We start from the raw sequence: 12,242 nt of genomic DNA on the forward strand, positions 1-12,242 counted from the left end.
CGCGCGAGCCATCGAGGAGGCCCGCCGGGAGGCCAAGCGCAAGGCCACCGGACGCCTGGTCAACCAGCCCAAGCCCGTCGGGCGCGGTGTCGTCCGGGGCCTGAAGATGTTGCTGGCGACGGTGCTGCTGACGCTCCTCGGGGTGGGCCTGGCGCTGGTGCTCTACTTCACGCCCGCGATGTCGGCACGCAGCATCGTCGTGACCGGCATCGGGGCGGTGACCCGCGAGGAAGTGCTGGACGCGGCCCAGGTGCGGCCCGGCACGCCGCTGCTGCAGATCAACACCAACCAGGTCGCCGACCGCGTCGCCGCGATCCGGCGGGTGGCCAGCGCCCGCGTACAGCGCCAGTACCCGTCGGCGTTGCGGATCACGATCGTCGAGCGGGTTCCGGTGGCGGTCAAGGACTTTCCCGACGGCCCGCACCTCTTCGACCGCGATGGCGTGGACTTCGCGACCGCGCCGCCGCCTCCGGCGCTGCCCTACATCGACGTCGCGGACCCGGGCCCGAGCGACCCGGCGACCAAGGCGGCGCTGCAGGTGCTGACGGCGCTGCGGCCCGAGGTCGCCGGCCAGGTCAGCCGGATCGCGGCGCCGTCGGTCGCCTCGATCACCCTGACGCTGAACGACGGCCGGGTGGTGGTCTGGGGGACCACCGACCGCACCGAGGAGAAGGCGGAAAAGCTGGCCGCGCTGTTGACCCAGCCGGGGCGGACCTACGACGTGTCCAGCCCGGACCTGCCGACCGTCAAATAGCGGCCCGGCGCGGGCGCCCGCTCAGGGCTGGGCGCGGGGACGACGCTGCCGCGCGGGCCTCACGGCGGCCTTCAGCTCGGCGAAGGACGCGTCCATGCAATCCCCGTAGTGCGCGATGTCGGGCATCACGGTGGGGCACCCGTTGATGCTGACGACGATGCGTCCGCAGTAGCTGATCACGTTGTGCATCAGCCCGCCTCCCTGCGTGAAGGGCGACAGGGCGTAGCCGGCGAGCATCCGGGCGCCGACCAGGTAGACCGGGAAGTCCGGGCCCCGCATGGTGGACACCAGGGTGTTCGAGATGTGGGAATGCTCGGCGAGCCTGCCGAGGTGGGCGGCCATCCCGACCCGCAGGGCCGTCACGACGAGCGCGCCGGGCACGAATTCGGCGTACTGCAGAACCTGTTCTCCCAGAACCGAATTGGCGGCCTTGGACTGGGCGGTCGCCTCGTGTACGGCCCGCAGCCGGTCCACCGGGTCGGCGATGTCGGTGCCGAGCGGAACCCGGACCACCGAAATCTGGTTGACCCCGCGCCGGCGGCCGGAGTTGTCGTGCATGGAGATCGCCATCGCCGTCACCAGAGATTTGTCCGGCAGCGCGTCCTTCTCCTCGAGGTAGCGGCGCATCGCGCCCCCGATGCCGGTGATGGCGGCGTCGTTGACGGTGGCGCCTTCGACGAGCGCGCAGGCCGCCTTGCATGTCGCGAGGTCGTAGGAACGGGCGTCGAAGTTGCGGGTGCTGTCGGTGTGTGCGTTGAACGGGCTGTCCGGCACCTCGAGGGACGTGTCGTGCTCGAGTCGGGGCCCGACCGGCATCCGCCGGTTGATCGCGCCCGGCAACCGGCCGAGCAACGGGATGCTGTGCGCCGCGGCCGAGGCGAAGCGCACCGGACGGCGCGCGAACGTCACCGCGGTGCGCGCCAGCAGATGCAGGGACGACGGGTGCGCCTCCGGGGTCCAGTCGTCGTCCAGGGGCGGTGCGATCTCGGGGGTCAGGTCGTGCAGCCCGTTGACGATGGACAGCCCGGTCACCCCGTCGACCGCGCAGTGGTGGACCTTGAAACACACGGCGAACGCGTCCTTCGGAACGCCCTTGATCCGGCCCAGCCCGTCGATCACGTAGCCCGCCCAGGGCGGCCGGCGCAGGTCGAGGCGCTCGGCGTGCAACCGCGACACCTCGTCGCACAGCTGCCGCCACCCACCGGGCCGCGGCAGGGTCAGGTGGTGCAGGTGTTGGCTCAGGTCGAACTTCTTGTCGCGCACCCAGTACGGGTGATCCAGGTCGAACGGCACGCGCGCGAGCACCGAACGGAAGACGCGGTCCGCGCCCAGCCGGGAGGCCACGTGCTCCACCACGTCATCGAAGGTGACGATGCCGCCGGGCGTCGTCGAGGGATCGTAGATCCCGAAGAAGGTCACGTGCGCGGCGCCGGCGGTCTCGGCGTACACGAACGCGGCATCCAGGCCGCTCAGTTGCTCCACCCTGGCCTCCGTTGGTCAGTCGAGTCGCCGAGCCCCCCGCATCATCATTTACCGATCGGTCGCGCCGTTCCCAGTCATCGTCACTGTTCTGTCTACCGTCGCCGCAATGACGCGCCCGAAATTGCTCAAATTTCGCACCGGCGCGTCGGCGCGCCTGCGAGGCTACGGCGCGCCGTGCCCATACCGTTCTGTTTGCGCGAAACTACTTGACATAACTCTAAACCTATGGTTGAGGTTGAGGGTTTTGCAGGCAAGAGCTTGAGCCCACCAGGGAGGAAGACGAATGATGACCCCCCCGCATAACTACCTGGCCGTCATCAAGGTCGTGGGGATCGGTGGCGGCGGCGTGAACGCCGTCAACCGGATGATCGAACAAGGCCTCAAGGGCGTCGAGTTCATCGCGATCAACACCGACGCACAGGCGTTGCTGATGAGCGACGCCGACGTCAAGCTGGACGTCGGTCGCGACTCCACTCGCGGGCTGGGCGCCGGCGCGGACCCCGAGGTCGGCCGCAAGGCCGCCGACGACGCCAAGGACGAGATTGAAGAACTGCTGCGCGGGGCGGACATGGTGTTCGTGACCGCCGGCGAGGGGGGCGGCACCGGAACCGGCGGCGCGCCCGTCGTCGCCAGCATCGCCCGCAAGCTCGGCGCGCTCACCGTCGGCGTGGTCACCCGGCCGTTCTCGTTCGAGGGCAAGCGCCGGGGCAACCAGGCCGAGAACGGCATCGCCGCGCTGCGGGAGAGCTGCGACACCCTCATCGTGATCCCCAACGACCGGCTGCTGCAGATGGGCGACGCGGCGGTGTCGCTGATGGACGCCTTCCGCAGCGCCGACGAGGTGCTGCTCAACGGCGTGCAGGGCATCACGGACCTGATCACCACGCCGGGCCTGATCAACGTGGACTTCGCCGACGTCAAGGGCATCATGTCCGGCGCGGGCACGGCGCTGATGGGCATCGGCTCGGCCCGCGGCGAGGGCCGCTCGCTCAAGGCCGCCGAGATCGCCATCAACTCGCCGCTGCTCGAGGCCTCGATGGAGGGCGCGCGGGGCGTGCTGACGTCGACCGCCGGCGACATCACCGGTCCCGCGATCTGGATCTCGTTCGTGATCGCCGCGGCGACCTGCGCGCTGGCGGCGTTGTGCTACGCCGAGTTCGCCTCCACGCTCCCGGTCGCGGGCAGCGCCTACACCTTCTCCTATGCCACGTTCGGGGAGTTCCTGGCCTGGATCATCGGCTGGAACCTGTTGCTGGAGCTGGCGATCGGCGCCGCCGTCGTCGCCAAGGGCTGGTCGAGCTATCTCGGCACGGTGTTCGGGTTCGCCGGTGGCACCGTCGGCGTGGGATCCGTCCAGCTCGACTGGGGCGCGCTGCTGATCGTCGCGGTGGTGGCGACGCTGATCGCCCTGGGCACCAAGCTGTCCTCGCGATTCTCGGCGGTGGTCACCGCCATCAAGGTGTCGGTGGTGGTGCTGGTCGTCGCCGTCGGCGCCTTCTACATCAAGCGCTCGAACTACTCGCCGTTCATCCCGAAGCCCGAAGCGGGGGCCGACGTGCGGGGCATCGACCAGTCGGTGCTCTCGCTGCTCACCGGGGCGCACAGCAGCCACTACGGCTTCTACGGCGTGCTGGCGGGGGCGTCGATCGTGTTCTTCGCGTTCATCGGGTTCGACATCGTCGCCACCATGGCCGAGGAGACCAGGAACCCCCAGCGCGACGTCCCCAAGGGCATCCTCGCGTCGCTGGGGATCGTGACCGTGCTCTACGTCGCGGTCGCGGTGGTGTTGTCCGGCATGGTGTCCTACACGAAGCTCAAGACCGTTCCCGGCCGGGGGCATGCCAACCTGGCAACGGCGTTCGAGGACAACGGCATTCACTGGGCCAGCGAGGTCATCTCCATCGGGGCGCTCGCGGGGCTGACCACCGTGGTGATGGTGCTGATGCTCGGTCAGTGCCGGGTGCTGTTCGCGATGGCGCGCGACGGCCTGTTGCCGCGGCAGCTGGCCAAGACCGGCTCGCGGGGCACCCCGGTGCGCATCACGGTGCTCGTCGCCGTGCTGGTGGCGGCGACGGCCTCGGTCTTCCCGATGGCCAAGCTGGAGGAGATGGTCAACGTCGGGACGCTGTTCGCGTTCGTCCTGGTGTCGGCCGGCGTCCTGGTCCTGCGCCGCACCCGCCCGGACCTCGAGCGCGGATTCCGGGCGCCGTGGGTGCCGGTGCTGCCCATCGCCTCGATCTGCGCGTGCCTGTGGTTGATGGTCAACCTCACCGCGCTGACCTGGGTGCGGTTCGGCATCTGGCTGGTGGCCGGGACCGCGATCTATGCCGGCTACGGCTACCGCCACTCGGTGCAGGGCCGCCGCGCGGCGAGCGCCGCGCCGACCCGGTAGCCCACTGTCATCTGCGTGCATCTGCGTGCGGGCGTCGAGCCTGCGTCCAGGGCGTCGAAAACGCCGGATTCGCGACGTGAGCGCAGGTTCGATGCCGGCAGCGCAGGCTCGACGCCGCCCGCAGTTGTACAAAACAGCTCAAATTGTCTAGACGGAAGACGCAAAGCGATGTATTGTCCAATCCCAAGCGTGGTGTGACTCACAAGGAGGTTTGGCATATGACCACATTCAGCCGGCAGTCGGAGGCGGCGACGGGCGAGGCCCCCGCCTGGCGGGACAAGAAGCGCCACCTGTGGCTGATCGGGCTGATCCCGCCGACGGCGCTGTTCGTGATGCTGCCGATCGTGTGGGGACTGAACCAGCTCGGCTGGCACGCCGCGGCCCAAATTCCGCTGTGGATCGGGCCGTTCCTGGTCTACGTGCTGCTCCCGATCCTCGACACGCGGTTCGGGCCGGACGGGCAGAACCCGCCCGACGAGATGATGGAGCGGCTGGAGAACGACAAGTACTACCGCTACTGCACCTACATCTTCATCCCGTTCCAGTACCTCACCGTGGTGTTCGGCGCCTACCTGTTCACCGCCGCCCACCTGGGTTGGCTCGGCTTTGACGGCGCCCTGGGCTGGGGCGGGAAGCTCGGCGTGGCGCTGTCGGTCGGCATCGTCGGCGGCGTGGGCATCAACACCGCGCACGAGATGGGCCACAAGCGCGAGTCGCTGGAGCGCTGGTTGTCCAAGATCACCCTGGCGCAGACCTGCTACGGCCACTTCTACCTCGAGCACAACCGCGGCCACCACGTGCGGGTGTCCACTCCGGAGGACCCGGCGTCGGCGCGGTTCGGCGAGACCTTCTGGGAGTTCTTGCCGCGCAGCGTGTTCGGCAGCCTGCGTTCGGCACTGCGGCTGGAGGCCCAGCGGATTCGCCGGCTCGGCAGGAGCCCGTGGGACCCGCGGACCTACCCGTCCAACGACGTGCTCAACGCGTGGGCGATGTCGGTGGTCCTGTGGGGCGTGCTGATCGCGGTCTTCGGGCCGGCGCTGATCCCGTTCGTGCTCATCCAGGCGGTGTTCGGGTTCTCCCTGCTGGAGGCCGTCAACTACCTGGAGCACTACGGCCTGCTGCGGCAGAAGACCGCGAACGGCCGCTACGAGCGCTGCGCGCCGGTGCACAGCTGGAACTCCGACCACCTGGTCACCAACCTGTTCCTCTACCACCTGCAGCGGCACAGCGACCACCACGCCAACCCCACCCGGCGCTACCAGACGCTGCGCAGCATGGACGGGGCGCCCAACCTGCCCAGCGGGTACGCGTCGATGATCTCGCTCACCTACGTCCCGCCGCTGTGGCGCAGGGTCATGGACCATCGCGTGCTCGAGCACTACGACGGCGACATCACCAGGGTGAACCTGCACCCGCGGCTGCGTGCCCGGCTGCTCGCCAAGTACGGAGCCGCGGCGTGACCGCCAGCTTCCGCTGCCCGGGCTGTGACTACGTCTACGACGAGGCGAAAGGCAATGCGCGCGAGGGCTTTCCGCCCGGCACGCCCTGGGAGCGGATTCCCGACGACTGGTGCTGCCCCGACTGCGCGGTCCGCGAGAAGGTCGACTTCGAAAAGATAGGAGCGAATCGATGAGTGCCTACAAGCTCTTCCGGTGCATCCAGTGCGGTTTCGAGTACGACGAGGCGCTGGGCTGGCCAGAGGACGGCATCGCCCCGGGCACCCGCTGGGACGACATCCCCGAGGACTGGAGCTGCCCCGACTGCGGCGCGGCCAAGTCCGACTTCGAGATGGTGGAGGTCGCGCGCACGTGAGCGATATCCTCGCGCCTGTGAAGCGGATGGCGTACGCCGAGGCGTCGCGGATCCTGCTGAGGGACTCGGTCCTCGACGCGATGCGGGATCTGCTGCTCACTCGCGACTGGTCGGCCATCACGCTGTCGGACGTCGCGCGCGCCGCGGGCATCAGCCGGCAGACCATCTACAACGAGTTCGGCTCTCGGCAGGGCCTGGCGCAGGGGTACGCCCTGCGCCTGGCCGACCGCCTGGTGGACACCGTCCATGCCGCCGTCGACGCCAACGTCGGCGACATCTACGGAGCATTCCTGGAGGGTTTTCGTTCCTTCTTCACAGAATCCGCCGCCGACCCGCTGGTGATCTCGCTGCTGAGCGGGGTGGCCAAGCCCGACCTGCTGCAGCTCATCACCACCGACAGCGGGCCGATCATCACCCGGGCGTCGTCGCGGCTGGCGTCGACCTTCACCCAGACGTGGGTGGCCACCAGCGACGACGACGCCGGGGTGCTGGCGCGCGCGATCGTGCGGCTGTGCCTGAGCTACGTGTCCATGCCGCCGGAGGCCGACCACGACGTCGCGGCGGACCTCGCGCGGCTGATGGCGCCGTTCGCCGAGCGCCACGGCGTCGCGGGCGTTCCCTAGTCTCGGGGGCCGACGGACCGGCGACTACAGTGGCGGAAGAACATACTTAACCTATGTACCGCCGGATCCGCTGATCCCCGCAGAAGGATGAAACACGCATGACGACGACCGAGACATCGCTCACCCCCGACGTTCGCAACGGCATCGATTTCAAGGTCGCCGACCTGTCGCTGGCCGACTACGGCCGCCGCGACATCGAATTGTCCGAGCAGGAGATGCCGGGTCTGATGTCGCTGCGGCGCGAGTACGCCGACGTGCAACCGCTCAAGGGCGCGCGGATCTCGGGCTCGCTGCACATGACGGTGCAGACCGCGGTGCTGATCGAGACTCTGGTGTCGCTGGGTGCCCAGGTCCGCTGGGCGTCGTGCAACATCTTCTCCACCCAGGACCACGCCGCCGCCGCCGTGGTCGTCGGCCCCTACGGCACCCCCGAGGAACCCAGGGGCGTGCCGGTGTTCGCCTGGAAGGGCGAGACGCTCGAGGAGTACTGGTGGGCCGCCGAGCAGATGCTGACCTGGCCCGACGAGCCCGCCAACATGATCCTGGACGACGGCGGTGACGCCACCATGATGGTGCTGCGCGGCGCGCAGTACGAGAAGGCCGGCGTGGTGCCCCCCGCCGAGGAGGACGACCCCACCGAATGGAAGGTCTTCCTGGACCTGCTGCGCCGCCGGTTCGAGACCGACAAGGGCAAGTGGACGAAGATCTCGGCTTCGGTCAAGGGCGTCACCGAGGAGACCACCACCGGCGTGCTGCGGCTCTACCAGTTCGCCGCCGCCGGCGACCTGGCCTTCCCGGCGATCAACGTCAACGACTCGGTCACCAAGTCCAAGTTCGACAACAAGTACGGCTGCCGGCACTCGCTGATCGACGGGATCAACCGCGGCACCGACGTGCTGATCGGCGGCAAGAAGGTGCTGGTCTGCGGCTACGGCGACGTCGGCAAGGGCTGCGCGGATTCCGTGAAGGGCCAGGGGGCGCGCGTCGTGGTCACCGAGATCGACCCGATCAACGCGCTGCAGGCCCTGATGGAGGGCTACGACGTCGAGACGGTCGAGGACGCGATCGGCCAGGCCGACATCGTGATCACCGCGACCGGCAACAAGGACATCATCACGCTGGCCCACATGAAGGCGATGAAGGATTACGCGGTCCTGGGCAACATCGGGCACTTCGACAACGAGATCCAGGTCGCCCAGCTCGAGCGCTCCGGCGCCACCAAGACCAACATCCGCCCGCAGGTCGACGTGTGGACCTTCCCCGACAGCGGCAAGTCGATCATCCTGCTCTCCGAGGGCCGGCTGCTCAACCTCGGCAACGCCACCGGCCACCCGTCGTTCGTGATGAGCAACAGCTTCTCCAACCAGGTGATCGCGCAGATCGAGCTGTGGACCAAGAACGACGAGTACGACAACGAGGTGTACCGGCTGCCCAAGCACCTCGACGAGAAGGTCGCCCGCATCCACGTCGAGGCGCTCGGCGGCAAGCTGACCAAGCTGACCAAGGAGCAGGCCGAGTACATCGGCGTGGACGTCGACGGCCCCTACAAGGCCGACCACTACCGCTACTGAGCTCTCGCCCTCGCCGTAACGCCCGGCCAGCCGGGCGCTCGGCACCGAAAGCCCGGCTGGCCGGGCGCTCGGGAAGGACTAGGCTCGCGCCGTGCTGATCGTGATCGAAGGGGTCGACGGCGCCGGCAAGCGGACGCTGTCCGGCGGCCTGCGCAAGGCCTTCGAGGCCGCCGGGAAGTCGGTCGCCATGCTGGACTTCCCGCGGTACGGGCGCTCGGTGACCGCCGACCTCGCGTCGGAGGCCCTGCACGGCCAGCACGGTGACCTGGCCTCGTCGGTGTACGCGATGGCGACGCTGTTCGCCCTCGACCGCGCAAGCGCGACGGGCGAGGTCGAGGAGATGTGCCGCGCCCACGACGTGGTGATCCTGGACCGCTACGTCGCCTCGAACGCGGCTTACAGCGCCGCGCGGCTGCGCGAGGGAGCGGCGGCGAGCGCCGCCGGGCCCGTCGACCAGGTGCCCAACTCGCTGCGCGGCTTCATCAAGGCCGGGCAGGCGGCCTACCAGTACGCCACCGTGCACACCGACGGCTTCTCGGGCCCCGCGCTGATCATCGGCACGCCGGCGTCGGCGCAGGTGGCCAACCTGGAGCTCTACCTGATCTTTCCGCTGAAGAACGAGCAGGCCACCATCACGCTGGTGCGCGGCACGATGATCACCGGCGGCGTCGTGCTGCTGGTGCTGCTGGCGGGGATCGCGCTGCTGGTCACCCGCCAGGTGGTGGTGCCCGTGCGGTCGGCGTCGCGGATCGCCGAGCGGTTCGCCGAGGGGCACCTGTCCGAGCGGATGCCGGTGCGCGGTGAGGACGACATGGCCCGGCTGGCCGTGTCGTTCAACGACATGGCCGAAAGCCTGTCCCGCCAGATCACCCAGCTGGAGGAGTTCGGCAACCTGCAGCGCAGGTTCACCTCCGACGTCAGCCACGAGCTGCGCACCCCGCTCACCACCGTGCGGATGGCCGCCGACCTGATCTACGACCACAGCGAGGACCTCGACCCGACCCTGCGCCGCTCGACCGAACTGATGGTCAACGAGCTGGACCGGTTCGAGACGCTGCTCAACGACCTGCTGGAGATCTCCCGGCACGACGCCGGCGTGGCCGAGCTGTCCGTCGAGGCGCTGGACCTGCGGGCCACCGTGCGCAGCGCGCTGGGCAACGTCGGCCACCTCGCCGAGGAGGCCGGCATCGAATTGCAGGTCGACATGCCCGACACCGAGGTGATCGCCGAGGTCGACGCGCGCCGGGTCGAGCGGATCCTGCGCAACCTGATCGCCAACGCCATCGACCACGCCGAGCACAAACCCGTGCAGATCCGGATGGGCGCCGACGAGGACACCGTCGCGGTCACGGTCCGCGACTTCGGGGTGGGCCTGCGGCCCGGCGAGGAGAAGCTGGTGTTCAGCCGGTTCTGGCGGTCGGACCCCTCGCGGGTAAGGCGCTCCGGCGGAACGGGCCTGGGCCTGGCGATCAGCATCGAGGACGCGCGGTTGCACCAGGGCCGGCTCGAGGCCTGGGGCGAGCCCGGTCAGGGCGCGTGTTTCCGGCTGACCCTGCCGCTGGTGCGCGGCCACAAGGTCACCACCAGCCCGCTGCCGCTCAAGCCGATTCCGCAGCCCGGAGTCCCCGGGCCGCCGCCGGGCGCCGCCACCGGTCTACAGCCCACCCAGCACACCAAGGAAAGCCAGCGGCAGCGCGAGCACGCCGAGAGGAGCGGGTAGCGTGCGCAGGCTCCTGACCATGCTGGTGCTGGCGGCGGTGCTCGCCGGCTGCGCGGGCGTGCCCAATTCGTCGGCGCCGCAGGCCATCGGCACCGTCGAGCGGCCGGCCCCCTCCAACCTGCCCAAGCCGACCCCGGGGATGGACCCCGACGTGCTGCTGCGCGAGTTCCTCAAGGCCACCGCGGACCCGGCGAACCGGCACCTGGCGGCGCGCCAGTTCCTCACCCAGTCGGCGTCCAACTCCTGGGACGACGCCGGCAGCGCGCTGCTGATCGACCACGTGGTGTTCGTGGAAACCCGTGCCGCCGAACGGGTTTCGGCGAACATGCGGGCCGACATCCTCGGTTCGCTGTCCGATGTCGGCGTGTTCGAAACCGCCGAGGGCGTGCTGCCCGACCCGGGCCCCATCGAGCTGGTCAAGACCTCGGGCGGCTGGCGGATCGACCGGCTGCCCAACGGCGTCTTCCTGGACTGGCAGCAGTTCCAGGCGACCTACAAGCGCAACACCCTGTACTTCGCCGACCCGACCGGCAAGACGGTGGTGCCCGACCCCCGTTACGTCGCGGTGCCCGACCACGATCAGCTGGCCACCGAGCTGATCTCCAAGCTGGTGGCCGGGCCACGGCCGGAGATGGCGCACACCGTCCGCAACCTGCTCGCGCCGCCGCTGCGGCTGCGCGGGCCGGTGACCCGCGCCGACGGCGGCAAGAACGGGATCGGGCGCGGCTACGGCGGCGCCCGGATCGAGCTGGAGAAGCTGTCCACCACCGACCCGCACAGCCGGGCTTTGCTTGCGGCGCAGATCATCTGGACGCTGGCCCGCGCGGACATCCGCGGCCCGTACGTCATCAACGCCGACGGCGCGCCGCTCGACGACCGGTTCGCCGAGGGCTGGACCACCTCCGACGTCGCCGCCACCGACCCCGGCGTCGCCGACGGCGCGGGCGCCGGGCTGCACGCCCTGGTCAACGGGTCGCTGGTCGCGCTCGACGGGCAGCACATCACCGCGGTGCAGGGCGCCTTCGGGCGCATGGGCGACCAGACCGGGGCCGCGCTGTCCCGCAACGGACGGCAGGTGGCGTCCGTGGTGACCCTGCACCGCGGCGCACCCGACATGGCGGCGTCGCTGTGGATCGGGGACCTGGGCGCCGAGGCGGTCCAGTCCGCCGACGGGCACACCCTGTCGCGGCCCAGCTGGTCGCTCGACGACGCGGTCTGGACCGTGGTGGACGGCAACAACGTCCTGCGGGCGATCCAGGAACCGGCGTCGGGCCAGCCCGCCCGGATCCCGGTGGATTCCGTCGCGGTGGCCAGCCGCTTCCCGGGGCCCATCACCGACCTGCAGCTGTCGCGGGACTCGACGCGCGCCGCGATGGTGATCGGCGGCCAGGTGATCCTGGCCGGGGTCGAGCAGACCCAGGCCGGGCAGTACGCCCTGACCTATCCGCGCCGGCTGGGCTTCGGGCTGGGCACCTCGGTGGTGTCGCTGTCGTGGCGCACGGGTGACGACATCGTGGTGACCCGCACCGACGCCAGTCACCCCGTGTCGTACGTGAACCTCGACGGCGTCAACTCCGACGCCCCGTCCCGCGGTGTCGGGCTGCCGGTGTCCACGGTCGCGGCCAACCCGTCGACGGTGTACGTCGCCGCCCCCGACGGGGTGGTGCAGTATTCGGCGTCGGCGGCCGAGGGACAGCAGGGCTGGTCGGAGGTCTCGGGGCTGACGGTGCCCGGCGCGGCGCCGGTGCTGCCGGGATAGCCGCCGGCACACACCGGCACACGCCGGCACACACATGTCGGCGCCATTCGCCACACTGACCGGGTGCTCGACCTGATTCTGCCGCTGGAGTGCGGCGGCTGCGGGGCGCCCTCGACGCGCTGGTGTGAC

The 12,242-nt window shown here is 69.9% G+C and carries 9 protein-coding genes and 2 pseudogenes; 10 read left to right on the plus strand and 1 reads right to left on the minus strand.

Annotation, left to right across the window (positions count from 1 at the left end; all coding sequences use genetic code 11):
• Window positions 1–754, plus strand: a 754-nt coding sequence (locus BN971_RS16470; protein WP_211704215.1) for a cell division protein FtsQ/DivIB, incomplete at its 5' end; no start/stop codon positions are given.
• Between the two features lie 21 nt (window positions 755–775).
• Here BN971_RS16470 and BN971_RS16475 read toward each other — a convergent pair.
• Window positions 776–2,236: a wax ester/triacylglycerol synthase family O-acyltransferase gene (locus tag BN971_RS16475; protein ID WP_085179046.1), complete on the minus strand. Its 1,461-nt coding sequence runs from the start codon at window positions 2,234–2,236 to the stop codon at window positions 776–778.
• Window positions 2,237–2,522: 286 nt separating this feature from the next.
• Here BN971_RS16475 and ftsZ point away from each other — a divergent pair, with 286 nt between their 5' ends.
• The 9 genes and pseudogenes from ftsZ (at window position 2,523) to lpqB (ending at window position 12,113) form a co-directional block, all read left to right on the plus strand.
• A complete protein-coding gene (gene ftsZ, locus BN971_RS26315; protein ID WP_139027125.1) occupies window positions 2,523–4,628 on the plus strand; it encodes a cell division protein FtsZ in 2,106 nt (701 codons plus the stop codon).
• A gap of 218 nt (window positions 4,629–4,846) precedes the next feature.
• On the plus strand, window positions 4,847–6,088 hold the full coding sequence (locus BN971_RS16485) for an alkane 1-monooxygenase (protein ID WP_085182062.1): 1,242 nt from the start codon (window positions 4,847–4,849) through the stop codon (window positions 6,086–6,088).
• On the plus strand, window positions 6,085–6,261 hold the full coding sequence (locus tag BN971_RS16490; RefSeq protein WP_085182061.1) for a rubredoxin: 177 nt from the start codon (window positions 6,085–6,087) through the stop codon (window positions 6,259–6,261). Before BN971_RS16485 ends, BN971_RS16490 begins: the two co-directional genes overlap by 4 nt.
• Window positions 6,258–6,440, plus strand: coding sequence for a rubredoxin (locus BN971_RS16495; RefSeq protein ID WP_085182060.1), 183 nt, complete (start codon window positions 6,258–6,260; stop codon window positions 6,438–6,440). The genes BN971_RS16490 and BN971_RS16495 overlap by 4 nt, the downstream gene beginning before the upstream one ends.
• Before the next feature lie 26 nt (window positions 6,441–6,466).
• A complete protein-coding gene (gene alkX / locus BN971_RS16500; protein ID WP_085182153.1) occupies window positions 6,467–7,063 on the plus strand; it encodes a TetR family transcriptional regulator AlkX in 597 nt (198 codons plus the stop codon).
• Window positions 7,064–7,161: 98 nt separating this feature from the next.
• A complete protein-coding gene (gene ahcY / locus BN971_RS16505) occupies window positions 7,162–8,634 on the plus strand; it encodes an adenosylhomocysteinase (RefSeq protein ID WP_085182059.1) in 1,473 nt (490 codons plus the stop codon).
• Window positions 8,635–8,734: 100 nt separating this feature from the next.
• Window positions 8,735–8,986, plus strand: a pseudogene (locus BN971_RS25900) (nucleoside/nucleotide kinase family protein); the annotation flags it as partial.
• A gap of 75 nt (window positions 8,987–9,061) precedes the next feature.
• Window positions 9,062–10,354, plus strand: a pseudogene (gene mtrB, locus BN971_RS16510) (MtrAB system histidine kinase MtrB); the annotation flags it as partial.
• Window position 10,355: 1 nt separating this feature from the next.
• The gene (gene lpqB, locus BN971_RS16515; RefSeq protein ID WP_085182056.1) at window positions 10,356–12,113 is read left to right on the plus strand and encodes an MtrAB system accessory lipoprotein LpqB; all 1,758 of its coding nucleotides are present in this window, start codon (window positions 10,356–10,358) and stop codon (window positions 12,111–12,113) included.
• Window positions 12,114–12,242: the final 129 nt, after the last annotated feature.

Source organism: Mycobacterium bohemicum DSM 44277, assembly GCF_001053185.1.
GTDB lineage: Bacteria > Actinomycetota > Actinomycetes > Mycobacteriales > Mycobacteriaceae > Mycobacterium > Mycobacterium bohemicum.